22 protein-coding genes and 3 pseudogenes are annotated in these 25,459 nt (G+C 46.3%); 14 read left to right on the top strand and 11 right to left on the bottom strand.

Annotation, left to right across the window (positions count from 1 at the left end):
- Positions 1-44: 44 nt before the first annotated feature.
- From recE to ttcA, 7 genes are all read left to right on the top strand, one after another.
- Complete coding sequence (recE, locus tag A7Z29_RS10690) at positions 45-3,188, top strand: exodeoxyribonuclease VIII (protein ID WP_105290192.1); 3,144 nt, start codon at positions 45-47, stop codon at positions 3,186-3,188.
- An 11-nt stretch (positions 3,189-3,199) separates the two neighbouring features.
- Positions 3,200-4,252, top strand: coding sequence for a RecT family recombinase (locus A7Z29_RS10685; RefSeq protein ID WP_105290191.1), 1,053 nt, complete (start codon positions 3,200-3,202; stop codon positions 4,250-4,252).
- Between the two features lie 63 nt (positions 4,253-4,315).
- Positions 4,316-4,510 (top strand): type I toxin-antitoxin system endodeoxyribonuclease toxin RalR, encoded by a 195-nt coding sequence (gene ralR / locus A7Z29_RS10680; RefSeq protein ID WP_021500490.1) that lies wholly within the window; start codon positions 4,316-4,318, stop codon positions 4,508-4,510.
- Positions 4,503-4,691 carry a DUF1187 family protein gene (locus A7Z29_RS10675; RefSeq protein ID WP_001602382.1) on the top strand — a complete coding sequence of 63 codons (189 nt, stop codon included), beginning with the start codon at positions 4,503-4,505 and terminating at the stop codon, positions 4,689-4,691. Before ralR ends, A7Z29_RS10675 begins: the two co-directional genes overlap by 8 nt.
- 99 nt (positions 4,692-4,790) lie before the next feature.
- Positions 4,791-5,006, top strand: coding sequence for an excisionase XisR (gene xisR, locus A7Z29_RS10670; protein WP_000079604.1), 216 nt, complete (start codon positions 4,791-4,793; stop codon positions 5,004-5,006).
- A gap of 1 nt (position 5,007) precedes the next feature.
- A complete protein-coding gene (locus tag A7Z29_RS10665; protein WP_105290190.1) occupies positions 5,008-6,243 on the top strand; it encodes a tyrosine-type recombinase/integrase in 1,236 nt (411 codons plus the stop codon).
- Between the two features lie 51 nt (positions 6,244-6,294).
- Positions 6,295-7,230 carry a tRNA 2-thiocytidine(32) synthetase TtcA gene (gene ttcA, locus A7Z29_RS10660; RefSeq protein ID WP_105290189.1) on the top strand — a complete coding sequence of 312 codons (936 nt, stop codon included), beginning with the start codon at positions 6,295-6,297 and terminating at the stop codon, positions 7,228-7,230.
- A 94-nt stretch (positions 7,231-7,324) separates the two neighbouring features.
- Here ttcA and dbpA read toward each other — a convergent pair whose 3' ends face one another.
- The 3 genes from dbpA to zntB all read right to left on the bottom strand — a co-directional run bounded on the left by dbpA (position 7,325) and on the right by zntB (position 10,159).
- Complete coding sequence (dbpA, locus tag A7Z29_RS10655) at positions 7,325-8,698, bottom strand: ATP-dependent RNA helicase DbpA (RefSeq protein WP_000123765.1); 1,374 nt, start codon at positions 8,696-8,698, stop codon at positions 7,325-7,327.
- 29 nt (positions 8,699-8,727) lie between these two features.
- Positions 8,728-8,901 carry a proline-rich small protein YnaL gene (gene ynaL / locus A7Z29_RS23685; RefSeq protein ID WP_032225105.1) on the bottom strand — a complete coding sequence of 58 codons (174 nt, stop codon included), beginning with the start codon at positions 8,899-8,901 and terminating at the stop codon, positions 8,728-8,730.
- A gap of 274 nt (positions 8,902-9,175) precedes the next feature.
- Positions 9,176-10,159 (bottom strand): zinc transporter ZntB, encoded by a 984-nt coding sequence (zntB, locus tag A7Z29_RS10645; protein WP_016158374.1) that lies wholly within the window; start codon positions 10,157-10,159, stop codon positions 9,176-9,178.
- Positions 10,160-10,416: 257 nt separating this feature from the next.
- Between zntB and A7Z29_RS10640 the strand changes: the two genes are divergently transcribed.
- Positions 10,417-11,649: a sensor domain-containing diguanylate cyclase gene (locus A7Z29_RS10640; protein WP_000207188.1), complete on the top strand. Its 1,233-nt coding sequence runs from the start codon at positions 10,417-10,419 to the stop codon at positions 11,647-11,649.
- A 20-nt stretch (positions 11,650-11,669) separates the two neighbouring features.
- Here A7Z29_RS10640 and smrA read toward each other — a convergent pair whose 3' ends face one another.
- The 3 genes and pseudogenes from smrA to A7Z29_RS10625 all read right to left on the bottom strand — a co-directional run bounded on the left by smrA (position 11,670) and on the right by A7Z29_RS10625 (position 14,955).
- On the bottom strand, positions 11,670-12,233 hold the full coding sequence (gene smrA / locus A7Z29_RS10635; RefSeq protein WP_105290188.1) for a DNA endonuclease SmrA: 564 nt from the start codon (positions 12,231-12,233) through the stop codon (positions 11,670-11,672).
- A gap of 232 nt (positions 12,234-12,465) precedes the next feature.
- Positions 12,466-13,924: pseudogene (locus A7Z29_RS10630) on the bottom strand (DHA2 family efflux MFS transporter permease subunit).
- Between the two features lie 2 nt (positions 13,925-13,926).
- Positions 13,927-14,955: an HlyD family secretion protein gene (locus A7Z29_RS10625; RefSeq protein ID WP_000587193.1), complete on the bottom strand. Its 1,029-nt coding sequence runs from the start codon at positions 14,953-14,955 to the stop codon at positions 13,927-13,929.
- Between the two features lie 96 nt (positions 14,956-15,051).
- Between A7Z29_RS10625 and A7Z29_RS10620 the strand changes: the two genes are divergently transcribed.
- Positions 15,052-15,867: an AraC family transcriptional regulator gene (locus tag A7Z29_RS10620; RefSeq protein WP_000156571.1), complete on the top strand. Its 816-nt coding sequence runs from the start codon at positions 15,052-15,054 to the stop codon at positions 15,865-15,867.
- 172 nt (positions 15,868-16,039) lie between these two features.
- Here A7Z29_RS10620 and A7Z29_RS23675 read toward each other — a convergent pair.
- Positions 16,040-16,235 (bottom strand): annotated as a pseudogene (locus tag A7Z29_RS23675) (LysR family transcriptional regulator); the annotation flags it as partial.
- 20 nt (positions 16,236-16,255) lie between these two features.
- On the opposite strand from A7Z29_RS23675, the pseudogene A7Z29_RS10610 reads away from it, so the two are divergent.
- From A7Z29_RS10610 to uspE, 4 genes and pseudogenes are all read left to right on the top strand, one after another.
- Positions 16,256-16,387, top strand: a pseudogene (locus A7Z29_RS10610) (hypothetical protein); the annotation flags it as partial.
- A gap of 17 nt (positions 16,388-16,404) precedes the next feature.
- Entirely contained in the window at positions 16,405-16,920 is a 516-nt protein-coding gene (ogt, locus tag A7Z29_RS10605; protein ID WP_000945016.1) for a methylated-DNA--[protein]-cysteine S-methyltransferase, read from the top strand.
- A gap of 194 nt (positions 16,921-17,114) precedes the next feature.
- Positions 17,115-17,867 carry a fumarate/nitrate reduction transcriptional regulator Fnr gene (gene fnr / locus A7Z29_RS10600; protein WP_000611911.1) on the top strand — a complete coding sequence of 251 codons (753 nt, stop codon included), beginning with the start codon at positions 17,115-17,117 and terminating at the stop codon, positions 17,865-17,867.
- A gap of 151 nt (positions 17,868-18,018) precedes the next feature.
- Positions 18,019-18,969, top strand: coding sequence for a universal stress protein UspE (gene uspE, locus A7Z29_RS10595; protein WP_001262134.1), 951 nt, complete (start codon positions 18,019-18,021; stop codon positions 18,967-18,969).
- Between the two features lie 49 nt (positions 18,970-19,018).
- Here uspE and A7Z29_RS10590 read toward each other — a convergent pair whose 3' ends face one another.
- Positions 19,019-19,276 carry a DUF2534 family protein gene (locus A7Z29_RS10590; RefSeq protein WP_000605087.1) on the bottom strand — a complete coding sequence of 86 codons (258 nt, stop codon included), beginning with the start codon at positions 19,274-19,276 and terminating at the stop codon, positions 19,019-19,021.
- A gap of 243 nt (positions 19,277-19,519) precedes the next feature.
- On the opposite strand from A7Z29_RS10590, the gene ynaI reads away from it, so the two are divergent.
- Positions 19,520-20,551 (top strand): low conductance mechanosensitive channel YnaI, encoded by a 1,032-nt coding sequence (ynaI, locus tag A7Z29_RS10585; RefSeq protein ID WP_000559884.1) that lies wholly within the window; start codon positions 19,520-19,522, stop codon positions 20,549-20,551.
- A gap of 57 nt (positions 20,552-20,608) precedes the next feature.
- On the opposite strand, the gene A7Z29_RS10580 is transcribed toward ynaI, so the two are convergent.
- From A7Z29_RS10580 to mppA, 3 genes are all read right to left on the bottom strand, one after another.
- Positions 20,609-22,534, bottom strand: coding sequence for a GH25 family lysozyme (locus tag A7Z29_RS10580; RefSeq protein WP_024165076.1), 1,926 nt, complete (start codon positions 22,532-22,534; stop codon positions 20,609-20,611).
- A 3-nt stretch (positions 22,535-22,537) separates the two neighbouring features.
- The gene (locus A7Z29_RS10575; RefSeq protein ID WP_286135325.1) at positions 22,538-23,590 is read right to left on the bottom strand and encodes a glycoside hydrolase family 25 protein; all 1,053 of its coding nucleotides are present in this window, start codon (positions 23,588-23,590) and stop codon (positions 22,538-22,540) included.
- A 214-nt stretch (positions 23,591-23,804) separates the two neighbouring features.
- Positions 23,805-25,418 (bottom strand): murein tripeptide ABC transporter substrate-binding protein MppA, encoded by a 1,614-nt coding sequence (gene mppA / locus A7Z29_RS10570; protein ID WP_105290187.1) that lies wholly within the window; start codon positions 25,416-25,418, stop codon positions 23,805-23,807.
- Positions 25,419-25,459 lie beyond the last annotated feature (41 nt).

The following is a 25,459-nucleotide window of genomic DNA, read 5'->3' as shown; positions in this document are numbered from 1 at the left end:
CACTGAACAAAACGAATTTTAATCTGAGTTGAGGTTAAAAAACAATGAGCACAAAACCACTCTTCCTGTTACGGAAAGCGAAAAAATCATCCGGTGAACCTGACGTCGTCCTGTGGGCAAGCGACGATTTTGAATCGACCTGTGCCACTCTGGATTACCTGCTCGTTAAGTCAGGTAAAAAACTGAGCAGCTATTTTAAACCTGTTGCCACGAATTTTCCTGTCGTTAATGACCTTCCCCCTGAAGGTGAGATCGATTTTACCTGGAGTGAACGCTATCAACTCAGCAAAGACTCCATGACCTGGGAACTAAAACCGGGAGCAGCGCCAGACGACGTTCACCATCAGGATAATGCACCGGAAATCGAAGAACCGGCGGGAGGCCAGGAAGAAAACACACAGGCAGACGCTCACGGGGATTGCCAGGATTGCGAAGTCTCTGTATCTACTTTGCGGTTCACACAGCGTCTTCTGCACATTTTTACGTATGCGGCCGGGGATCGGAAATACCTGCATCATGCCACCCGAGAACAACGCGAACACATTACTGCTCTTGAGATGGATCAGGAAAACAGCTATGTCCAGAATCTGCTGTTGGCCATACGCGGCATGGCAGAACCGACAACTCTGGATAATGCCGCCCTGCTCCGCCTGACTGATGCAATTAAGGCAGTTTTCTCTATCACGAAAAAACATCAGCCCTATGAATTTAAGAATTTCATTTCAGCCTGGCTGGATACCGAACACATTGATCGCGGTCTTCTGACAAAAGAATGGCGAAAAGGGAATCGTGTTTCACGCATCACTCGCACGGCTTCCGGTGCTAATGCTGGCGGCGGGAACCTCACCGATCGCGGCGAAGGTTTCGTCCACGATCTGACGTCACTGGCGCGCGATGTAGCCACTGGCGTACTGGCCCGTTCAATGGACGTGGACATCTATAACCTTCATCCAGCACACGCTAAACGCATTGAGGAAATTATCGCTGAAAATAAACCGCCCTTTTCTGTTTTCCGCGACAAATTCATCACTATGCCTGGCGGGCTGGATTATTCACGCGCCATCGTGGTTGCGTCCGTGAAAGAAGCACCAATTGGGATCGAGGTCATCCCCGCGCACGTCACTGAATATCTGAACAAAGTACTGACTGAAACCGATCATGCCAACCCTGATCCGGAAATCGTGGATATTGCCTGCGGTCGCTCCTCTGCCCCGATACCACAGCGTGTAACAGAAGAAGGAAAACAGGATGATGAAGAAAAACTACAACCATCTGGAACAATGGCAGATAAACAGGCAACGGCTGAAACAATGGAACCGGACGCAACTGAACATCATCAGGACACGCAGCCGCTGGATGCTCAGTCACAGGTAAACCCTGTTGATGCGGAATACCAGAAAAAGCGGGCAGAACTCCATGAAGCCAGGAAAAACATTCCGCCCAAAAATCCTGTCGATGCAGACAAATTGCTGGCGGCCTCGCGTGGTGAGTTCGTTGAAGGGATTAGCGACCCGAACGATCCGAAATGGGTTAAGGGGATCCAGACTCGCGATTCTGTGTACCAGAACCAGCCAGAAATGGAACAAAACACGCCAGAAACTGAAAAAACTAGCCCGGATGTGAAACAACCTGAGCCAGTAGTGCAACATGAACCGGAAAAAGTCTGCAATGCCTGCGGTCAGACTGGCGGGGATAGCTGCCCTGACTGTGCTGTGGTAATGGGCGACGCAACGTATCAGGAAACCTTTAATGAAGAAAATCTGGATGAATCTCAGGAAAAAGATCCGGAGGAAATGGAAGGCGCTGAACATCTGCACAAGGAGAACGTTGGCAGCGATCCGCATCACAATTGCAGTGATGAAACTGGTGAAGCGTCAGCTCCTGTAGCAACTGAAATCATGTGGCCATCATATTTCGAACCAGGCCGCTATGAAAACCTCCCGAACGAGGTTTATCACTCTGCCAATGGAATAAGCAGCACAATGCTGAAGGATGCTCGTATCAGCCTGATGTATTACCACGGACGGCACATTGCCGGAACTATTCCGAGTGAGGAAAGTGATGCATTGCTGCGTGGGCGGATCATTCACAGCTATGTTCTGGAAACGGATAAGTTCGCTGATGAATATGCTATTCCGGTACCGGTTCCTGAACATGTGGTTACCACTTCTCACGAACTGATCGCCATTATCAAAAAACACAATGCCAGTCTGCCAGCACTGATGACACCAGAGCAGATGAAAGAGTGGATCGAAAGCTACAACAGCACTCTTATCCAGCCACTGTCGGTAAGTGCTGGAGCCGAAGAAACAGGCATCCTTTACGGTTCGCTTCCGGTGGAATTCCAGCGTATTCCGGAGGAGGAGAAACATACTGCATCGGCAATGAAAGCCTGCATTAGAGAATACAATGCAAGCCTCCCTCCTCTGTTGAAAACCAGTGGAACACGGGAGCAACTTCTGGAGCAAATTGAAACTATAGATCCAGAACTGGCGAAAAAAGAACGTGCTAAATCTTTGCCTTACAACATCAGTGGCACGAAAGAGCAATTAACCGAAATCGCCCGGAAAATTCGCCCGGAACTGGTTACCCTGGAGGACTGGCAAAAACGCCAGCAAGAAGAAAACGCCGGGAAAACGTTTATCAGTTCAGATATGTATGAACAGGCAAAAAATATTCACGCTGCACTGCAAAACAATACTGATGCAGCAAGGCTACTCAACCACCCGGATCGCAAATCTGAAATCAGCTATTTCGGGTTTGATGAAGAAACCGGGCTGGAAATCAGGGGCCGTCCTGATATCGAAATCCGACTGCCATACGAAAGCATTTGCGCCGACGTGAAGTCAGTCAGCCTCGGTTATGTGCGACAGGAACGACTGAAAGATCGCCTGCACCGTGAAATTATTGAGCGTGATTATCACCTCAGCGCAGCAATGTATTGCGATGTGGCAAACCTGGACAAATTTTTCTGGATCTTCGTCAACAAAGATGCTGGCTATCACTGGGTGGCAGTCGTGGAAGCCTCGCAGGAACTCCTGGAACTTGGTCGACAGGAATATCGCCGGACGCTACGACAGATAAACGAAGCCCTGGAGACAAACAACTGGCCAGCACCGATTACCGAAAGTTATACCGACGAATTAAACGACTTTGATCTTCGTCGTCTTGAAGCACTGAGCATCTGAGGAAGGACACAATGAACGAATTAACTCAACAAGAAAATATTAACTCTAACGTTGCGGTTTTCAGCCCTCAGTCCCTGGCTGCAATTCAGACATTTTCTCAGGTAATGGCTTCCGGCATGGCTACAGTACCGGAACACCTCCGGGGAAACCCATCAGACTGTATGGCCATCACCATGCAGGCGATGCAGTGGCAAATGAACCCTTACGCAGTAGCTCAGAAAACTTTCGTTGTGAATGGTGTGCTAGGGTATGAAGCGCAACTGGTTAACGCCGTAATCAGCACCCGTGGGCCGCTAACTGGGCGTATTGAATATGACTGGTTCGGACCGTGGGAAAAAATCATCGGAAAGTTTGAAATCAGGAAGAACGACAAAGGAAAGGAATATCGCGTCCCGGGATGGAAACTGGCTGATGAAAACGGGATCGGTGTTCGTGTCCAGGCAACACTACGCGGCGAAAGTAAACCGCGCGTACTGGAATTACTTCTGGCGCAGGCCAGAACACGTAACTCAACGCTATGGGCCGACGATCCTCGCCAGCAGCTTGCCTATCTGGCGCTGAAACGCTGGGCGCGCCTTTATTGCCCTGAAGTGATTCTTGGAGTGTACACCCGGGACGAACTGGACGAACCACAGGAAAAAATCATTAATCCGGTTCAGGAACATAAAAACACATCCGCCTGCCGTGCGGAACGTGAAACAACAATTATTGAGCAGGATGCCGGGGAAAACTGGATCGATGCTTTCCGTGAACGTATTGAGCAGGCACAAAGCACCGGGGAAACAACAGCACTTCGCCAGGAAGTGGAAGAGCATAAAAATACACTTGGCGCTCTCTATACGGAACTTAAAGGAAAAGTGGTTCAGCGTCATCACCGTCTCAATGCTATTGCCCGTATTGAGAAGATGATAAATGACCTTCCTTCTTCAGGTGATCCAGAAGCAGAACAAAAATTTACTGCTCTGGAAAATACGCTGAATGCTGCTCGGCCACATCTGGGTGATTTATATGAGGCGTATAAAACGACACTGACAGATATGAAACCAGAATATATCGGCTCCTGATATTTACTTTGGCGGTGTAGTCCCACCGCCATCAAAAAATTTTATTTTATGAGAGAAAAGACAATGCGGTATGAAAAAGTCAAACCATGCCCTTTTTGTGGTTGTCCATCAGTAACGGTGAAAGCCATTTCAGGATATTACCGCGCGAAGTGTAACGGATGCGAATCCCGAACCGGCTATGGTGGAAGTGAAAAAGAAGCTCTCGAAAGATGGAATAAACGAACTACTGGAAATAATAATGGAGGTGTTCATGTATAAAATTACCGCCACTATTGAAAAGGAAGGAGGTTCTCCTACCAGCTGGACAAGGTACTCAACAACAAAGTTAACCAAATCGGAATGCGAAAAAATGCTCTCAGGGAAAAAAGAAGCTGGTGTTTCCAGAGAGCAGAAAGTAAAACTTATAAATTTTAATTGCGAGAAACTTCAATCTTCGTGAATTGCATTGTATTCAAATTAAAACTTCATAGCTGATTATTAATAATCAACATCGGGCGTCAATTTCAGTCTAACATTGGCGCCTGCCAGAGGTGATGCGATGGCACAAGTAATCTTTAATGAAGAGTGGATGGTTGAATACGGCCTGATGCTTCGCACTGGTCTGGGAGCCAGACAAATTGAAGCATACCGCCAGAACTGTTGGGTAGAAGGCTTCCACTTCAAACGAGTATCTCCTTTAGGGAAGCCAGACAGTAAGCGAGGGATTATCTGGTACAACTATCCAAAGATAAATCAGTTTATCAAAGACTCATGATATGTCTAAATTACCAACAGGTGTCGAGATTCGAGGTAAATACATTCGCATCTGGTTCATGTTTCGAGGAAAACGATGTCGGGAAACATTGAAAGGCTGGGAGGTTACTAACAGTAACATTAAAAAGGCCGGGAATTTAAGAGCGTTGATAGTTCATGAAATCAACTCCGGTGAATTTGAGTATTTAAGACGTTTTCCCCAGTCCAGTACTGGGGCAAAAATGGTGACAACGAGGGTCATAAAAACGTTCGGGGAGCTTTGTGATATCTGGACAAAAATTAAAGAGACAGAGTTAACAACAAACACAATGAAGAAAACGAAATCACAATTAAAAACACTCAGGATAATAATTTGTGAGAGTACCCCAATATCACATATTCGTTATAGCGATATCTTAAACTACCGGAATGAACTGCTGCATGGAGAAACATTTTACCTGGATAATCCAAGATCCAACAAAAAAGGAAGAACCGTGCGCACAGTTGATAACTATATCGCCCTGCTCTGTTCGTTGTTACGTTTTGCGTATCAGTCGGGATTTATATCAACCAAACCATTTGAAGGAGTAAAAAAATTACAGCGAAACAGAATAAAGCCTGATCCGTTATCTAAAACAGAATTCAATGCATTAATGGAAAGTGAAAAAGGACAGAGCCAGAACTTGTGGAAATTTGCCGTTTACTCCGGGCTTCGTCACGGGGAACTGGCTGCTCTGGCGTGGGAGGATGTGGATTTCGAGAAGGGAATTGTGAATGTCAGAAGAAACCTGACGATACTTGATATGTTCGGTCCCCCAAAAACAAATGCGGGGATCCGGACGGTAACACTACTACAGCCAGCTCTTGAAGCACTGAAGGAGCAATACAAACTGACCGGGCATCATCGCAAAAGCGAAATCACTTTTTATCATCGGGAGTACGGCAGAACCGAAAAGCAAAAACTGCATTTTGTTTTCATGCCCAGGATGTGTAACGGAAAACAGAAACCTTATTACTCGGTAAGCAGTTTGGGTGCGAGATGGAATGCAGCAGTAAAACGTGCTGGTATTCGCCGCCGTAATCCGTACCATACGCGACATACTTTTGCCTGCTGGCTGTTGACGGCAGGAGCGAACCCGGCATTTATAGCCAGCCAGATGGGGCATGAAACTGCGCAGATGGTGTATGAAATTTACGGTATGTGGATTGATGACATGAACGACGAACAGGTAGCTATGTTGAATGCGCGGTTATCGTAGTTGCAAAGTTTGCCCCCAATTTGCCCCATTTAGTACCAGAGAACTGAAATAATGCAAGAAAATCAAAAGAATACGAAGAAAGAGATATACAACCTGAACAAATTGCAAAAACGTCTGCGTCGTAACGTAGGCGAAGCCATTGCTGACTTCAATATGATTGAAGATGGCGATCGCATTATGGTTTGCCTCTCCGGTGGTAAGGACAGCTATACCATGCTGGAGATTTTGCGTAATTTGCAGCAAAGTGCGCCAATCAGTTTTTCGCTGGTTGCCGTTAACCTCGACCAGAAACAACCTGGCTTCCCGGAACACGTTCTGCCGGAGTATCTCGAAAAGCTGGGCGTTGAGTACAAGATTGTTGAAGAGAACACTTACGGTATCGTGAAAGAGAAGATTCCTGAGGGCAAAACTACCTGCTCACTGTGCTCTCGTCTGCGTCGCGGTATCCTTTACCGCACGGCAACGGAGCTGGGTGCGACGAAGATCGCGCTGGGTCACCATCGTGACGATATCCTGCAAACGTTGTTCCTGAATATGTTCTACGGCGGCAAGATGAAAGGTATGCCGCCGAAACTGATGAGCGATGATGGCAAACATATCGTGATTCGTCCGCTGGCCTACTGCCGCGAAAAAGATATTCAACGTTTTGCCGATGCGAAAGCGTTTCCGATTATTCCGTGCAACCTTTGCGGTTCACAGCCTAACCTGCAACGTCAGGTGATTGCCGATATGCTGCGTGACTGGGATAAGCGTTATCCGGGGCGAATTGAGACGATGTTCAGCGCGATGCAGAATGTTGTGCCGTCTCATTTGTGCGATACCACTCTTTTCGATTTCAAAGGCATTACCCACGGTTCCGAAGTGGTTAACGGCGGTGATCTGGCGTTTGATCGCGAAGATATCCCACTACAGCCTGCGGGCTGGCAGCCTGAAGAAGATGAGAATCAGCTGGATGAATTACGGCTGAATGTGGTTGAAGTGAAATAACCAGGATAGCGCCCGATGCGCAAGATTATCGGGCAACTGTTGTTTAGGCCGGATAAGACGCAACCAGCGTCGCATCCGGCATTACAACGTTTCATTATTTTAATAACCGCACCCGGCACGTTTTTCCTTTAATCTTCCCGCCCTGTAACTGTTTCCATGCTTTATGAGCAACAGCCTGACGCACCGCGACATAGACATGCGCCGGATGCACGGCGATTTTGCCAATATCTGCGCCATCAAGCCCGATATCTCCTGTCAGCGCACCTAATACATCACCCGGGCGCATTTTGGCTTTTTTCCCACCATCGATACACAACGTTGCCATTTCTGCTTCCAGCGGCACAATGGAACTATTAGATGGCGGCGTTTGCCAGTTAAGTTTTATCTGCAACATGTCAGAAATGATATTGGCCCGCTGTGCTTCTTCCGGAGCACAGAAACTGATCGCCAGACCGCTATTTCCTGCACGAGCTGTACGACCGATGCGATGTACATGAACTTCGGGATCCCACGCCAGCTCAAAGTTCACTACCAGCTCAAGAGATTTGATATCCAGACCGCGCGCTGCGACATCGGTCGCTACCAGCACGCGGGCGCTACCGTTAGCAAAACGTACCAGGGTCTGATCGCGATCACGTTGCTCCAGGTCGCCATGTAACGACAATGCACTTTGCCCTACTTCATTAAGCGCGTCACACACAGCCTGACAATCTTTTTTGGTATTGCAAAACACCACGCAAGAGGATGGCTGATGCAAACTTAATAACCGTTGCAACAGCGGAATTTTGCCTTTGCTGGATGTCTCATAAAATTGTTGTTCAATGGGTGGCAGAGCATCTGTTGAGTCAATTTCAATCGCCAAAGGATCGCGTTGAACACGACCGCTAATCGCGGCAATTGCATCTGGCCAGGTCGCCGAAAACAAAAGCGTCTGACGAGAAACCGGTGCAAAACGGATCACCTCATCAATGGCATCACTAAATCCCATATCCAACATGCGGTCGGCTTCATCCATCACCAGCGTATTCAACGCATCCAACGATACCGTGCCTTTTTGCAGGTGATCCAGCAAACGACCCGGCGTTGCCACGATAATATGCGGCGCATGTTGCAGCGAATCACGCTGCATACCGAACGGTTGACCACCGCACAAGGTCAAAATTTTGGTATTCGGCAGAAAACGCGCCAACCGACGTAACTCCCCGGCAACCTGATCCGCCAGCTCACGCGTAGGACACAGTACTAAAGCCTGGGTCTGAAACAGCGACGCATCAATTTGCTGTAACAACCCGAGGCCAAATGCCGCCGTTTTGCCGCTGCCGGTTTTCGCCTGCACGCGAACGTCTTTTCCAGCAAGGATCGCCGGAAGCGCGGCGGCCTGTACCGGTGTCATGGTTAAATAACCCAACTCATTAAGGTTAGTGAGCTGGGCGGGAGGCAAAACGTTCAGGGTAGAAAAAGCGGTCACAATCTATTCTCGTGGTCATCGACGCAAAATTAGCAGGCGCGTATCCTCGCAGATCTACGCTCACGATGCGACAATTTAATCGGTTCTTCATCTGGCGGCGGGTCGGGCATAGGTTGCGGACGAGGAATCGGATCAGGCACAGGAATGGGATCGCCAGGAATCGGTTCAGGGACAGGAATTTGCAAATAAATGAGTGTCGTCATATTTCCCTCCGGTCATTGGGTGGACTCTTAAAGGGTAGACGCTGACAAATAACAGGCAAAAAAAAGCCGACTCATCTAAGTCGGCGTCGTACGAATCAATTGTGCTATGCAGTAATTCAAAAAAGGAAGTAAGACAATATGGAGCGCAACGCCCATCGCTTGACGTTGCATTCACCTGCGAGGAAGATATTGCCCTGAATGGGTAGAGAGTTTATTGACTTCGCTCAAACTTTACGGCGTTTTTGTATACAGGAAGTAGACAAATTTTCTTTTGTTACAACCATTTACTACGATGCAACCATAAAGCAACACCACCAATAAGAACAACTAACAGAATACAAAAAAGCGAAAAACCGAATTGCCATCCCCCGCCAGGAATACCACCAAGGTTGACACCAAATAATCCCGTTAAAAACGTACTGGGTAAAAAGACCATTGCCATCAAGGACATCGTATACGTGCGACGCGCTAAGTTTTCCTGCATGACCTGGGCGATTTCATCCGCCATCACGCCAGTTCGGGCAATACAAGCGTCAATCTCATCCAGACCACGTCCGAGACGATCGGCAATATCCTGCATTCGGCGGCGCTGGTCGTCATTCATCCACGGCAGGCGCTCACTGGCAAGACGAGCATAAACATCACGTTGAGGCGCCATATAGCGACGCATAACAATTAATTGTTTACGCAGTAGCGCCAGGAAACCGCGCGGAGGAATTTGTTGATCGAGTAGATTATCTTCCAGGTCGATAATTTTATCGTGCAGTTGTTCTATAAACTCACTGGAATGATCGGTCAACGCATCACAAACATCCACCAACCAGCCGCCGCAATCGGTCGGACCAGTGCCCTCTTCCAGATCGCTAACCACATCATCCAACGCCAACACTTTACGTTGTCGGGTCGAGACAATTAACCGTCCGTCCATATAAACACGCATGGCCACCAACTGGTCGGGACGTTCATCAGTACTGCCATTAATGCAGCGCAAAGTAATCAGCGTCCCTTCGCCAAGACGACTGACTCTGGGCCGTGTACTTTCTCCCGCCAGCGCATCGCGCACATTATTTGGCAGCAGTGGTGTCGTCGCCAGCCACTGGGCGCTGTCATGGTGCACATAATTGAGGTGGAGCCAGCAAGGATGCGCTTCATCTATCTCATCTGTATTTTCCAGCGGTTTAACGCCACCTTTGCCATCCAGAATCCAGGCAAATACTGCATCCGGGACATTTACGTCCGCTCCCTTAATCACTTCCACAGTTGCCTCCATCATCAACGGATTATTTTGTAGTCTAGTCTTCTGGTCATGTTACGCAAAATCTCATCACCCCATTACCCTGAAATGATTAATAAAATCCTGTCAAAATTAAATACAGAAAGCAAAATACTTTTCCTGATTTGAAAACGTGTAAAGCGTTAAATAGCGTCTATCATTATCAGAATTATCTGATCATTTGTCGTGGCATTTTTGCGATCAGGTAGCAACAAAAGATTGATAAAAATAACGGGATTTCAATGACTACGCACAACTTCAATACTCTGGACTTATTAACAAGTCCTGTCTGGATCGTTTCCCCTTTCGAGGAAAAATTAATTTATGCCAATAGTGCTGCGCGACTGTTGATGCAAGAACGCACTTTTAGTCAGCTACGTACCGGACTCTATTCCATCTCCTCGCAAAACGAACTGCCAAAATACCTGACAGACCTGCATAACCAGCTTGATATTGTAGAAATCCTCACTGTCCAGCGTAATGGTGAAGATACAGCATTAAGCTGTCGGTTGACCCTCAACGAGATTAGTGACACTGGAAAAGTCATTATATTTGAAGGAATGGAAACACCCGCAACTCTGGGTTTAAAGGCCAGCCGTTCAGCGAATTATCAACGTAAAAAACAAGGGTTTTATGCTCGTTTTTTTCTGACTAACTCCGCGCCAATGTTGTTGATAGATCCCTCGCGTGATGGCCAAATCGTCGATGCTAATCTGGCCGCGCTTAATTTCTATGGCTATAACCATGAAACAATGTGTCAGAAACACACCTGGGAAATTAATATGCTTGGGCGTCGCGTTATGCCTGTCATGCATGAAATTTCACGTTTGCCCGGCGGGCATAAACCCCTCAATTTTGTCCATAAACTGGCAGATGGTTCCGTTCGACACGTACAAACTTATGCTGGGCCAATTGAGATTTACGGTGACAGGTTAATGTTATGTATCGTACATGATATTACTGAGCAAAAACGGCTGGAGGAACAGCTGGAACATGCTGCCCACCATGATGCGCTAACGGGGTTACTTAACCGTCGACAGTTTTACCACATAACTGACCCAGGACAGATGCAGCACCTGGCAATCGCTCAGGACTACAGTTTGTTGCTCATCGACACCGATCGTTTTAAACATATCAATGACTTATACGGTCATCAGAAAGGGGATGAAGTGTTATGCACGCTTGCCCGTACACTCGAAAGCAGCGCCCGCAAAGGCGATTTGGTGTTTCGCTGGGGTGGTGAAGAGTTCGTCTTATTATTGCCCAGAACCCCTCTGGATACTGCACTTTCCTTGGCTGAAACGATCCGCTTGAGCGTGGCAAAAGTGAGCATTTCTGGCTTGCCGCGCTTCACCGTCAGTATTGGCGTGGCGCATCACGAAGGAAATGAAAGTATCGATGAACTGTTTAAACGGGTCGATGATGCGTTGTATCGGGCAAAAAATGATGGACGCAACCGCGTGCTGGCAGCATAAGCCACGGAAGCGTCCCGTGATCAACGGCTGCGTTTAGCGTGGCGCTCCCAGTTTTCCTGCTTCGCCTGCGCCGTTTTACGGAGTGCGACGTAACACGCCCCGCTGCCGCCATGATGCGGTAGCGCGGTACAATATGCCTGGACATCATCAAATTCAGTCAGCCAGCGCGCCACATAGCTGCGAACAATGTTGGCGTGCGATTTATCGTCCCGCCCTTTGCCATGAATAATCAGCACGTTACGTAAACCATCCGCCAATGCCTGTTGAATAAAAATGAACACCATTTTGCGGCACTCTTCCACCGGCTGACGTAGAAGATTCAGGCTGGCCTGCTGCGGATATTTACCGCTGCGTAACTTATCCAGCACCCCATGTTGCAGCCCTTCTCGCCGAAACTCCAGCGGCTGGCCTCGCGGGATGATGTCGAGAAATCCAGTAGTAAGGAAATTATCAAGTTGCAGCGTGTCGATACGCTGCGGCGCACGTTGGTTACGCGTTGGATGCCAGTGGACATCTGTAGCGCGCTTCAGTGGCTGGACATCTTCCATGGCGTCAAGAAACAGCGATTTGTCGTCAAGGTTCATGTAACCTCCTATGCACCTTCACACATCTGATATTTGCGGCATCGTTCACTTCACAGATTGAAACAATACTTTGCTCCATACCTGCTGGTGTCTGCACAGGCGGGGCATTTTATACTAGCCTGGTGACAGTATCGAACAGTTTAGACCGGGTTTAATTCAGCACAGGCATCCGATCAGGGTGATTTGTTCATCGCAGGAGTCAACATAAATGCGATGAGTAACAGACCACTGATTAGCAGAAAGGTATCCGAAAATGCCATAGTTTGTGCCTCCCGCAACATCAATTGACTCAACAATTTGGTTGAAGCCAGTATTTCCGATGTCTGGTCACTTCCACTGCGATTAAAAAATAAAGCACTTCTGGAAATGAAGTCATTTACCGTATGGGGAACAGAAACCATTTTTTCACCCATTCTCAAAAAATGAAAATTAGTTCGGTTATTGAGAATAGTGCCACACAGGGCAATACCAATCGCGCCCCCAAGATTACGTGTTAAATTAAATACACCTGAGGCTAACTTCAACCGTTCTTTGGGAATTCTTCCCAGCGTTAATGTTACGATGGGAGCCATCGCAAACTGCTGCGAAATCCCTCTGATGGCCTGTGGAAACAGTAACTCCTGCCATCCCCATTCGTGGGTTATAGGGGTAAAAAGATACATTGAAAACACAAATCCCCCCAGCCCCGCCATCAACAGCCATCGCAGATTTATTTTTTTAGTTAACCAGAAGTAAAAGGGAACAGAAAGTAACTGGAAGATACCTGTTGTGCAAACGGCAAAACCTATCTCTTCGGCATTTAATCCGCGAACCCGCCCCAAAAATACAGATATTAAATATACAGTAGAGAATATCCCAACTCCTCCTGAAAAAGAAAAAAAACATCCCAGCGTAAAATTTTTATCCTTAAAAGCATGAAGATCCATGATCGGATTGGATATTGTAAGTGTACGCGCAGCAAATAAAATAAAACTCACCAATGCCAGAACTGATGTCAGCAAAATAGTATTGTCATTCAACCATCCCCAGCGCGCTCCTTCTTCAAGGGTATATTCCAGACATCCTAGTGTCAGAGCCAACAGGATAATACCAGGATAATCAGCAACTTTCAGTAAAGAGAGATCAGGTTTATCAAAATTAACCAGAAAAGGAATACTCAAAACTAAATATATGCCCGGTAATATATTGATATAAAATAGCCATCGCCAGTCGAGGTTATCAGTGATCCAGCCCCCCAGAGTTGGCCCTAGCGTCGGTGACAATGAGGCCAGCGCACTGACTACCGCAGCAGCCAACCCCAACTCTTTGCCCTGGTAATAAATAAATGCCGTCGTGAAAACTAAAGGGATCATGGATGCGCCAGCAGCTCCCTGTAAAGCACGAAACAAAATCATGCTCTGAATATTCCATGCAAGACCACAAGCGATACTCATTAAAGTAAATATTCCCGCAGATAGCGTAAAAAGCCAACGAGTGGAAAATACCCGTGACAGCCACCCAGAGAGCGGAATAATAATAATCTCAGCAATTAAATAGCTGGTCTGAAGCCAGGCCATTTCGTCTTTACCTGCGGACAGACCACCACCTATTTCATTTAGGGATGACGAAACAATTTGAATATCAAGCTGAGCAATAAATAACCCAATACACATACTGGCGAAGGCAATATGTTTACGCATAGCCATCCCCATCATCATTTTTCATCAATACTAACAGTGACTGACAACCCCGGACGAAGGAGTTGCTTTAATTCTGTTGGCCTGTCAAAGGCAATCCGTACCGGAACACGCTGGACAATTTTGGTAAAATTTCCGGTGGCATTTTCTATCGGGATCAAACTGAAACTGGCACCTGTCGCTGGGGCGAGACTCTCAACATAGCCCTTGAACACTTTCCCTTTGAGCACATCTGCGCGGATCTCAGCCTTCATTCCAGGCTTCATTCCCGCTATTTGGTTTTCTTTAAAATTTGCATCAACCCACAACTCACTGACTGGTACTAGTGAAACTAACGATGTGCCGCCCTCCACCCAACTGCCTGTATGGGCGCTGCGGTTTGCGACAATGCCATCAATCGGCGCACGAACAAGGGTATATTCCAGATCCAGTAGTGCCTGAGTCAGAGCGGCCTGAACTTCTTCGATACTCGCACGTGCATTTTCTTCCTGAGCAGATAAAACCGCCAGCCGTTGCTTCTCCACCAGGAAATCGTTCGCGGCTTTGCGCTCCTTTGCTGCGGCCTGCTGGTAGTCAAACCTGGCGTTATCAATAATTTGTTGCGATATTGCCGCTGATTGTGCGAGTTTTTCATAACGTTCAGTATCTCGCAGGCGCTTTTGCGCCTCATGTTTTACTGCCTGCCATGTTTCACTGGCACTTTGAATTATCGACTGCTGCATCGCAATAGTGGCTTGAATACTTTCGAGATTGGCTTTGCTACTTTTTATTTTTGCCTCAAGCCTGGCGACATTTGCACGATAATCCCGATCATCGAGACGCAGGATAATATCGCCTTTTTTTACGCTCTGATTATCGAGCACCTCTATAGCAGAAATATAACCAGAAACTTTACTTGCCACCGTGGTGATATTACCACCAATGTAAGCATCATCCGTCGTCTGTATAAATCTTCCTTTGCTTACCCACCAGATAAAAAAGACAACGCCAGCCAAAAGAATACCGATCGCAACCACTCCAATAAGCTGTTTTTTAGAAATTATCATCACTCTTTGCACCGTATATATCCGGAAACTTGCATACGTCATATTTAAAATTTAACATGGCTTATTTGATGATTTCTGACAAAATACCTACTGTAAATGACAATCACACTGCAACCCAAAGCATCACCAGGGCATCACATTATCGGACTGGATTCGGAACATCTGAATGGAGGCACAGTTCCCTGGCATAAACATCTCTATGCCCAGTTGCTTTACCCGGCTGAAGGCGTCGTTCGTGTATGGGCTGGAGAAAGCGTCTGGCTAGTCCATGCCAGCAGCGCGCTTTGGCTGCCTCCACAAATGCCGCATAAGTTTGTTGCGACGGGCAACGTACTTTTAAAAACCGTACTGGTTTCAGAAGCGGAAAGTGAAACGCTGGGAAAAGTTTGCTTCATGACCGGTATTTCCCCCCTGTTAAGGGAATTACTAATTGCAATTAACCAACTTCCACCGTCGCAAAATACCACAGATAAACAACAGTTACGTTTTTCAGCCCTCGAGACACTGATACTTCAGGAAATAAAAATGGGGGTGAAAATGTCACTTGAACTCCCCTGGCCAAATGATGAGCGGCTACAGCAGCTTTGTGAGAATTTGCTAAACAACCAAGGGTATCTGCCAACACTGGATAATCTGGCGGATAAAATTAACGTCAGTAGCCGTACACTCATGCGCTTATTTGTTAAAGAAACGGGATTAACATTTCGCCACTGGGTTCAGCAAATGCACGTTATTTCTGCAGTAACGCTTCTTGATGATGGATATTCGTTGGCCAAAATTGCCCATCGTCTGGGCTATGCCTCAGCCGAATCGTTCGGCAATATGTTTAAGCGTCGAACGGGTTACTCGCCCGGTAAATTTACCAGTCGATTAGCGATGCATGATTATGCAATCACGAGACGAATGATTTAACTTATATTTTCGTGAAATCTGTCACTGAAGAAAATTGGCAACGGATGGGCAAAACCGTTATAACACTGTCACCGGTCACGAGGAACCCAGGCCGGATTTAAGACGCGGATGCACTGCTGTGTGTACTGTAGAGTCTGGCGGATGTCGACAGGCTCTATTTTTTTATTCATTTTTAGCTCTGTAAATAACCACATTCTCGCCGGGATTGGGTGATGAATGACGAGATCAGTGGTGCCTGGCGGCTATCACACTGCTGAATCAAATAACAGGTCGCCTACGGTAAAATTTCGCTGACTGGAATTATTCCAGCCTCGATCCAGGTGATGGATTACCCCCATTTATTCAGGCAAAAAAATCAAAAAATCGCTTTATGCTACCAGACTGCGACAAACCAGACGCGAAACCAGCTACTTACTCTTTGTTAGTCTTAATCTTTTTGGTGGTATGGCTGCTAATGTTGCTGGCGTGGTATCTTATCGGTCTGCCTATTGGTTCGGGGATTTACCCACGTTTGTCTTAAGCCTTAAGAGAGAACGGATGCTGAGATTACTTGAAGAAAAAATTGCCACGCCACTGGGACCGCTGTGGGTGATCTGCGATGAACAATTTCGTCTGCGGGCGGTTGAATGGGAAGAGTACAGCGAACGCATGGTGCAGCTGCTGGACATCCATTATCGCAAAGAAGGTTATAAGCGCATTTCTGCCACCAACCCAGGTGGTTTAAGCGACAAGCTTCGTGACTATTTCGCCGGGAATCTTAGCATTATTGATACGCTTCCTACCGCCACGGGAGGCACGCCATTTCAGCGCGAAGTCTGGAAGGCACTGCGCACTATCCCCTGCGGGCAGGTAATGCATTACGGTCAACTGGCTGAATATCTGGGTCGACCAGGTGCAGCGCGTGCCGTTGGCGCAGCAAATGGCTCTAATCCGATCAGCATCGTCGTCCCTTGCCACCGGGTTATTGGACGAAACGGCACGATGACAGGATATGCAGGCGGAGTGCAGCGAAAAGAGTGGTTATTGCGCCATGAAGGCTATCTGCTACTGTAAACCTTAAACAATTTGTGCCGATTTTTTCACAGTTTTATGTAAAGTTACCCTTAACAATTTAAAGCTTTTCAAAGGGATAGACATAAATTTACATCTATTATCGGAATTCTCCGCTGTTAAGGTTTGCTTAGACTTACTTGCTCCCTAAAAAGATGTTAAAATTGACAAATATCAATTACGGCTTGAGCAGACCTATGATCCCGGAAAAGCGAATTATACGGCGCATTCAGTCTGGCGGTTGTGCTATCCATTGCCAGGATTGCAGCATCAGTCAGCTTTGCATCCCGTTCACACTCAACGAACATGAGCTTGATCAGCTTGATAATATCATCGAGCGAAAGAAGCCTATTCAGAAAGGCCAGACGCTGTTTAAGGCTGGTGATGAACTTAAATCGCTTTATGCCATCCGCTCCGGTACGATTAAAAGTTATACCATCACAGAGCAAGGCGACGAGCAAATCACTGGCTTCCATTTAGCAGGCGATCTGGTAGGTTTTGACGCTATTGGTAGCGGTCATCACCCGAGTTTCGCCCAGGCGCTGGAAACCTCAATGGTATGTGAAATCCCGTTCGAAACCCTGGACGATCTGTCTGGTAAAATGCCGAATCTGCGTCAGCAGATGATGCGTCTGATGAGCGGTGAAATCAAAGGCGATCAGGACATGATCCTGCTGTTGTCGAAGAAAAATGCAGAAGAACGCCTGGCTGCTTTTATCTACAACCTGTCCCGTCGTTTTGCCCAACGCGGCTTCTCCCCTCGTGAATTCCGCCTGACGATGACTCGTGGCGATATCGGTAACTATCTTGGCCTGACGGTAGAAACCATCAGTCGTCTGCTGGGTCGTTTCCAGAAAAGCGGCATGTTGGCGGTCAAAGGTAAATACATCACCATCGAAAATAACGATGCGCTGGCTCAGCTTGCTGGTCATACGCGCAACGTAGCCTGATTTTTCCGCATAATCGACTATCCTTCTGTCATATCATTAAATTTTTCTGATTTATTGATCTGGCAGAAGGTTCATCACTGTTTCATTCACCAGATATGGGTTAATCTTTTAATTACAAACTGCGTTGACAGTTGTTGTAAGGAGACCCTGTATGGCTATGTATCAGAACATGCTCGTTGTTATCGATCCTAACCAGGATGATCAACCGGCATTACGGCGAGCTGTTTATTTACATCAACGGATTGGTGGCAAAATTAAAGCCTTTTTGCCGATTTATGACTTCTCATACGAAATGACTACCCTGCTCTCTCCCGACGAGCGTACCGCTATGCGTCAGGGGGTTATCAGCCAGCGTACTGCCTGGATCCATGAGCAGGCAAAGTATTATCTCAACGCTGGCGTCCCGATTGAAATTAAAGTGGTATGGCATAACCGTCCTTTCGAAGCCATCATTCAGGAAGTGGTTAGCAGTGGGCACGATCTGGTGCTAAAAATGGCGCACCAACATGACCGTCTGGAAGCGGTTATTTTCACCCCTACCGACTGGCACCTGTTACGCAAATGCCCAAGCCCGGTGTGGATGGTGAAAGACCAGCCGTGGCCGGAAGGTGGTAAGGCGCTGGTGGCGGTGAATCTCGCCAGTGAAGAGCCATATCATAATGCGCTCAATGAAAAACTGGTGAAAGAAACGATCGAGCTGGCGGAACAGGTAAATCACACCGAAGTCCATCTGGTTGGTGCCTACCCCGTAACACCTATCAATATTGCCATTGAACTGCCGGAATTTGATCCAAGTGTTTATAACGATGCCATTCGTGGACAACATTTGCTGGCGATGAAAGCCCTGCGGCAGAAATTCGGCATTAATGAAAACATGACGCACGTTGAAAAAGGTCTGCCAGAAGAAGTGATTCCAGATCTGGCCGAACATTTGCAGGCAGGGATTGTCGTTCTTGGCACTGTGGGACGCACCGGTATCTCTGCGGCATTCCTTGGTAATACGGCTGAACAGGTGATTGATCATCTCCGCTGCGATTTGCTGGTGATTAAACCTGACCAGTACCAGACGCCTGTAGAACTGGATGACGAAGAAGACGATTAATTGTTTATCAATTAATTGCAAGGCCCGATATCTCGGGCCTTTCTTTTATTTACTTCTCATCACCACCGAGGAAATAAATTCCCAGCGGGATTGCCAGCAATACAGTAAAGACCAGACTATAAACAAGAATCATCGATGACTGAATCACATACATTGATGTCGTCCAGTCAGAAAGCGGAATATTATATTGTTCGATAACACCGCCGATAGTCGCGCGAGTCACAACTGACGCCGCAATAATGAAAACCGCCAACAGACCAAAGAGAAACTTCTTCCCCTTTGCTGACTTCAGCTTCGCCATGATCATGATGTAATCCTTATGCAGATAAACCCTTTGTTACTTGTGTGTAACAATATCATGACATTTCCTCGTTGTCTGCCCCGAAAGCACGAGATTGTTGTCGTTCAAATCATCAACCCATTGATAAATTCGCTAATGTTGCTACTTCCTTCCCTGTCTATTGATGATATGAATGAATTATCGCGATAAAATACCCCCGCCAGGGGTTTCCGGCATGACATCAATTATCTGGAGGAGCCTGATAAAACAATGATCGCTGAACTGTTTACAAATAATGCGCTTAATCTGGTCATTATTTTCGGTAGCTGCGCAGCATTGATTCTGATGAGCTTTTGGTTTCGTCGTGGAAATCGTAAAAGAAAAGGATTCTTATTCCATGCGGTTCAATTTTTGATCTACACCATAATTATCAGTGCTGTCGGCAGCATCATTAATTATGTTATTGAAAATTACAAACTCAAATTTATCACCCCAGGCGTTATCGATTTTATCTGTACGTCACTGATTGCGCTTATTCTGACGGTTAAGTTATTTCTCCTGATTAATCAGTTTGAAAGGCAACAGATAAAAAAAGGTCGAGATATCACCAGCGCGCGGATTATGTCGCGCATCATCAAAATCAGCATTATCGTGGTGATTGTTCTGCTTTATGGCGAACATTTCGGCATGAGCCTTTCTGGCTTGTTGACCTTTGGTGGTATTGGTGGTCTGGCTGTCGGTATGGCCGGTAAAGATATTCTGAGTAACTTCTTTTCCGGGATTATGCTCTATTTCGATCGCCCCTTTAGTATTGGCGACTGGATCCGTTCACCGGACAGGAATATCGAAGGCACAGTAGCAGAAATTGGCTGGCGTATTACAAAAATCACCACCTTTGATAATCGCCCACTGTACGTACCAAACTCGCTTTTTTCGTCCATTAGCGTAGAAAACCCGGGGCGAATGACCAACCGGCGTATTACTACTACCATTGGTTTACGTTATGAAGATGCCGCAAAAGTTGGGGCTATTGTCGAAGCCGTACGTGAGATGCTGAAAAATCACCCTGCTATCGACCAGCGACAAACCTTACTGGTTTATTTCAACCAGTTTGCCGATTCGTCATTAAATATTATGGTCTATTGCTTTACCAAGACCACGGTCTGGGCCGAATGGCTGGCCGCCCAGCAGGATGTTTATTTGAAGATTATCGATATTGTGCAGTCGCACGGCGCGGATTTTGCGTTCCCCAGCCAGACGCTGTATATGGATAATATTACACCTCCCGAACAGCTTAAATAAAACTCAACAAAACCGGATGACGATAATAATATTCGACATCCGGTTTTATTTATTACCTCAATTTACCGCAGCCAGAGCGACATTATTCTCACCCGCTTTAAACTGGGCATACTGTTCTTCAGTACCAAAGAATACTTCTGACTCTGTGCTGTGACCAATGCCCGGCACCTTTTCGTTTCCTGAATATTGCCAAAGTGTCCAGGGATTACGCCCCTCAAGCTTCACACCAGCTTGTCCCCAATACCCCATCCACACCATATACTGGTCGAACCGACTGTCCATGAAATGGGACAAATTATTATGATTGCCATAAAATATTGGTATTTTATGGTAATTTTTATATATCAGGGCAGCAAAACGTAAAATATCATTCCGTGCATTCACCATTCCCGATTTTTTAAAACAAGCCAGTTGGGTTGTATCTTCACCTTCTGGATTCACCAGTAAAATACCGGGAGGCAACATTTTCGGGTCTTCAGGCAGCAGGCTTTTTGCTGTTTCCAGTTGTGCCTCAGGAGTGCGGCAAAAATCAAATTTAAAATAGCCTCCGCGATCAAATTTTGAATCTGCTAATTGCTTCCAGTGAGCCTTAAACGACGAGTCTGGCCCTCTCCAGCCAACCACTCTCACGTAGACAAAACGCGCAGGTGATTTCTCCTGAAACAATTTCCAGTCGATTTCGCCATCGTTAGACGAGATATCATGGCCACTGATCGGGTAAATATCCGGTGTTTTGAAGATACGGATATCAGGTCGGTTGGGAATTGCACTTACGGGGCCATAAGGAATTTCAATAGGTATTATATCTTTGTTCTTTGGTTCATCTGGCGCAGTAGGCGGTTCTTTAATAGAATATGCGGTCTTATCAACATTCGTAAATTCATCTGCATTCCCGGCTGATAATTGTGTTTTTTTATCCAGATGACTGACCGCAGGATCGTTAATAAAGAAGAATCCACCCGGTCCGGCTGGGTTTTCTGTTGCTCCTATCCAGGCATCACTAAGATGTATTCCTTTCCCTTCCTCGTCCAGTTTTTCATTTATTTTTATATATTGGTCGTTCACATAGATAAACAAACTTAATGTTCGGGTAATGCCCGCGTAGTATTCCTTTTTACCATCAATTTTTACCATATACGATTTCCCGAAGCGTTCGTCGGCAACGCCATCAGCAACTCCTTTTATAAGGGTATCAAAAAATACACTGCCTTTATCTTTTTCCAGGGAATAAACTTCTGTTTTATCATCACCAGCGGCTATCGCATACGCACCTGGTTTACTATACGCGTTTGAATTCCCTGCACCATCTGTCATGCCAAAAAGACCTGAACCAAAACAAGCATTGACTAAAGTCAAAATATGGAAATAACGCTTTGCCAGAATGTTGAGTTGAGCATTCAAAGCTGGCATTTCATACATACCTTTTGAACCATCGATATCTGTAGCATTACTCAAAACAAATGCCGGTGCCTTATCAGAATTACCATTTTGAGTGCCAAAACGCCCATGACCTGAATAAGCAATTAACAAGCGAGCTTTCTTATCAAACATCATCCCTCTGGCAGGGAGATATTCTTTCAGAAAATAATTAATGTTATCCAGTGACGCATCCTGATCTTTCAGTAAAATAACCTCATCAAACTTTTGCCCATTAATAAGAAAATCAGCCATTCGTTGACCGTCTACTGCAGCTGCTGGAATATCTGCATGTAACAGTGGATATTTTGAAATTGAAATAATCAGCCCAATCGCGCGGGTTTTCGCTGCATCCTGATCTGGTATTTTTAACGCATCACTGATTCGGATATCCAGTTTACCAGGAGCCTCAGGCCCATAATGGATAAAAAAACGACAATACTCATCAGGAACCATTGCACCATTTTTACAAATATCATCTGCACGTGCATCTGATATTCCCTGTGATATTCCGGCAACGAATAGCCCCAGAACTGATATACATAAAGTAAGCCATCGTCTGTTCATAAGTTAAAATTCCTGCACGCCCAAAGTGGTATAAAATTCAGCAATTGGACCTTTATAAATACTGGCATCAAACTTCTTACTCGATCCTAAATTAAGCTGTGCTGCGTCGGTGAACTGCCAGATCGCCCATTTTGTCTGGTTGATTGAACGCGGGGTTTCACTGGCCTGAGCCTGATTAGAGTAATCAGCCAGCCACAGTTTGTGATCTGCAACCTGGGCAAAACTATTTTCCCCACCAACGGCATCTTTCCACCAGGCTCGCGCAGTGTAGATAACCGGTTTACGCCCTAAATCGGCTTCGACCTGTGCGGTAAACGCCTTGATCATCGTTATAATTTCAGCAGGTTTACGCTTTTGCCAACGATCCTTACCCGTTGATGAGTCCACATCCCACTCCACATCCACCGCCGGTGGCATATCCGTTGCGCGTAATCCCCCGTTAGCTTTAATAATTTTAACAAACGTCATCGCCTGCTTACGTCCCCATGTTTCAGCGTCGTCTGCCGGTGTACCGCTGGAAAGAAAATGATATGCTCCACGGTGTAATTTTACCCCCCGTTCCGTATCCCCGGCCCGTTGCCAGAAACCGGAAAATTCGGGATCGACATAACGCGTTCCTTGACTGGACTTCATATACAGAAACACAGACTTATTTTTTGCCAACAGTTCGATTGGAAAATTCTTACCGTTATGATGGCTGATATCCACTCCAAATAAAGAACTTGGTCGCGGTTGATTTAATACCGAGTCATAAGAGACATCAGTCGGAAATTTAAAGTATTTTTTTACTGCGAACGTGTCATATTCCATTTCACGGGAAAGATCTGATCCCAGGATTTTTACAAATAACTCCTGTCGTGAGAGATCATGAGTTAAGTTTTCCAGTCCCAGTGATGCGGCATCGGGAAGCGGCTCTGCGGCCAGACTAAAAGAAGAATAATGAGAGAGGAATAGAGAGATAACTAACGGAATAGCAGAGGCTTTTTTCATTTTACACCCCATTTTAGCTGTGTGTTTATTTTCAAATGAAGATGTTTTACAAGTGATGAAATGCATTCACGTTGTAAAAAAAAGTAAAGCACAGCTTATATTTGGAGTATGTAATACAGCAGACAAATAAAATTTATGATTAGAGTTTGTACTTAATATAAACTGGAAATTTCACAGTCTCATCTTGAGAGCAATCTTTTATAGGGTAAATTTAAAAAAGAGAGAAATTTTATCGGGGTTGTAAAATCTGGCGCAACTTTTGCGCCAGATGAGAACATAATCAATGTTTTACAATATACATAGTCCGGCTATAAGCCACATCTTCCGGGTTATTAATTGGATAACCTTTCAGCCACGGCTTGATTAGCCGTCCATTGGTATATTGATAAATTGGCGCAATCGGTGCTTGCTCTATGAGGATTTTCTCTGCCGTGTTGTAATCGGCGTTGCGTGCTTTAACGGTGTTTTCAGTCGATGCCTGAGCCAGCACTTTATCGTATGCCGGATTGTTAAAGCGGGAAATATTTCCTGAGTGTGTTGACGTTAACAGCGTCAGGAAGGTTGATGGTTCATTATAATCCCCCACCCACGAGGCGCGGATAACATCAAAATTGCCGGTATTACGGCTGTCGATATAGGTTTTCCATTCCTGATTTTGCAGTTTGACATCTACGCCAAGATTCTTTTTCCACATCGACGCCACAGCGATAGCAATTTTCTGGTGATTTTCCGAAGTGTTATATAACAGTGTAAGTTTCAACGGTTTCTGTGGACCATACCCGGCGGCGCTCAACAATGTTTTCGCCTGGGCATTCAGTTCTTCCTGACTCATTTGTTCAAACGGCGAAGGTTCTGGCGTAAATCCGGCAGTAACATCTGGCGTGAAATGCCATGCTGGTTTTTCACCTGTACCAAGCACTTTTTCCGTCATCAGGCGGCGATCAATCGTCATACTTAATGCCAGACGCACTCGTTGATCTGCCGTCGGCCCTTTTTGCGTGTTAAATGCATAATAATACGTCCCCAACTGTGGCGGCGTGTAAACCTGCCCTGGAATATCCCTCAACAGTTTCTGGTACATATTTTTCGGGAAGGATTCAGTGATATCAATATCGCCTGCGAGATAACGCTTAGTGGCTGCGGATTCCTGATTAATTGGCAGGAAGGTCACTTTTTGCAGCACCGTTTTGGCGTTATCCCAATAATGGGTATTCGGCACCACGACCAGTTTTTCATTAACTACGCGCTCTTTAAGAACATAAGCACCATTGCCGATCAGATTTCCGGGTTTCGTCCACTCTTTACTGCTTTCTACGTTGGCTTTTTGCACCGGGAAGAAGGCAAAGTTAGCGGTTAAATTCACAAACCACGGCAATGGTTTATCAAGCTGAATTTTCAAAGTATGGGCATCAACTGCGGTGACGCCAAGCTGGTCAGGCGTGGCTTTACCATCAATAATCGCTTGTGCGTTGTTGATTCCCGCCAGCGCGGCAAACCATGCAAATGGCGACAATGTTTTTGGATCCACCAGACGTTGCCAGCTATAGACAAAATCTTGCGCCGTTACCGGTGTGCCATCCGCCCATTTTGCGTTATCGCGCAGGGTAAAAGTCCAGATACGATTGTCATTACTTTTCCACTGCGTGGCGACACCAGGCACTATCTCCCCTTTCTCGTTTTGATTCACCAGACCTTCAAACAAATCGCGAATGACCTGAATCTCCGGCAGGCCCACTGCTTTGGCGGGATCTAACGACGCAGGCTCATCTTTAATGTGGCGCACCAGCTCCTGCTTCTCTGCCAGTACTGTGCCGCTCGGAACTTCTGCAGCATACGACAGGGAAATGCTGCTGACCAACAGCGCACAACACGTGACTGAAACAGAGTGCTTCATAAGTTACCCTCAAACCTGCGTTAATAATGATGCGTAATTAT

This window comes from Escherichia sp. MOD1-EC6842 (assembly GCF_002965705.1).
Lineage (GTDB): Bacteria > Pseudomonadota > Gammaproteobacteria > Enterobacterales > Enterobacteriaceae > Escherichia > Escherichia ruysiae.
This window is presented reverse-complemented; position numbering and strand designations above follow the sequence as displayed.

Coding starts and splice junctions, on each gene's coding strand:
- ogt (WP_000945016.1), top strand. CDS start 16,405: ATGCTGAGATTACTTGAAGAAAAAATTGCCACGCCACTGGGACCGCTG.
- xisR (WP_000079604.1), top strand. CDS start 4,791: ATGGCACAAGTAATCTTTAATGAAGAGTGGATGGTTGAATACGGCCTG.
- A7Z29_RS10620 (WP_000156571.1), top strand. CDS start 15,052: ATGACAATCACACTGCAACCCAAAGCATCACCAGGGCATCACATTATC.
- fnr (WP_000611911.1), top strand. CDS start 17,115: ATGATCCCGGAAAAGCGAATTATACGGCGCATTCAGTCTGGCGGTTGT.
- A7Z29_RS10625 (WP_000587193.1), bottom strand. CDS start 14,955: ATGATAATTTCTAAAAAACAGCTTATTGGAGTGGTTGCGATCGGTATT.
- mppA (WP_105290187.1), bottom strand. CDS start 25,418: ATGAAGCACTCTGTTTCAGTCACGTGTTGTGCGCTGTTGGTCAGCAGC.
- A7Z29_RS10675 (WP_001602382.1), top strand. CDS start 4,503: ATGTATAAAATTACCGCCACTATTGAAAAGGAAGGAGGTTCTCCTACC.
- A7Z29_RS10580 (WP_024165076.1), bottom strand. CDS start 22,534: ATGAACAGACGATGGCTTACTTTATGTATATCAGTTCTGGGGCTATTC.
- A7Z29_RS10685 (WP_105290191.1), top strand. CDS start 3,200: ATGAACGAATTAACTCAACAAGAAAATATTAACTCTAACGTTGCGGTT.
- recE (WP_105290192.1), top strand. CDS start 45: ATGAGCACAAAACCACTCTTCCTGTTACGGAAAGCGAAAAAATCATCC.
- A7Z29_RS10590 (WP_000605087.1), bottom strand. CDS start 19,276: ATGATCATGGCGAAGCTGAAGTCAGCAAAGGGGAAGAAGTTTCTCTTT.
- ynaL (WP_032225105.1), bottom strand. CDS start 8,901: ATGACGACACTCATTTATTTGCAAATTCCTGTCCCTGAACCGATTCCT.
- ynaI (WP_000559884.1), top strand. CDS start 19,520: ATGATCGCTGAACTGTTTACAAATAATGCGCTTAATCTGGTCATTATT.
- uspE (WP_001262134.1), top strand. CDS start 18,019: ATGGCTATGTATCAGAACATGCTCGTTGTTATCGATCCTAACCAGGAT.
- ttcA (WP_105290189.1), top strand. CDS start 6,295: ATGCAAGAAAATCAAAAGAATACGAAGAAAGAGATATACAACCTGAAC.
- ralR (WP_021500490.1), top strand. CDS start 4,316: ATGCGGTATGAAAAAGTCAAACCATGCCCTTTTTGTGGTTGTCCATCA.
- smrA (WP_105290188.1), bottom strand. CDS start 12,233: ATGAACCTTGACGACAAATCGCTGTTTCTTGACGCCATGGAAGATGTC.
- A7Z29_RS10665 (WP_105290190.1), top strand. CDS start 5,008: ATGTCTAAATTACCAACAGGTGTCGAGATTCGAGGTAAATACATTCGC.
- A7Z29_RS10575 (WP_286135325.1), bottom strand. CDS start 23,590: ATGCATTTCATCACTTGTAAAACATCTTCATTTGAAAATAAACACACA.
- A7Z29_RS10640 (WP_000207188.1), top strand. CDS start 10,417: ATGACTACGCACAACTTCAATACTCTGGACTTATTAACAAGTCCTGTC.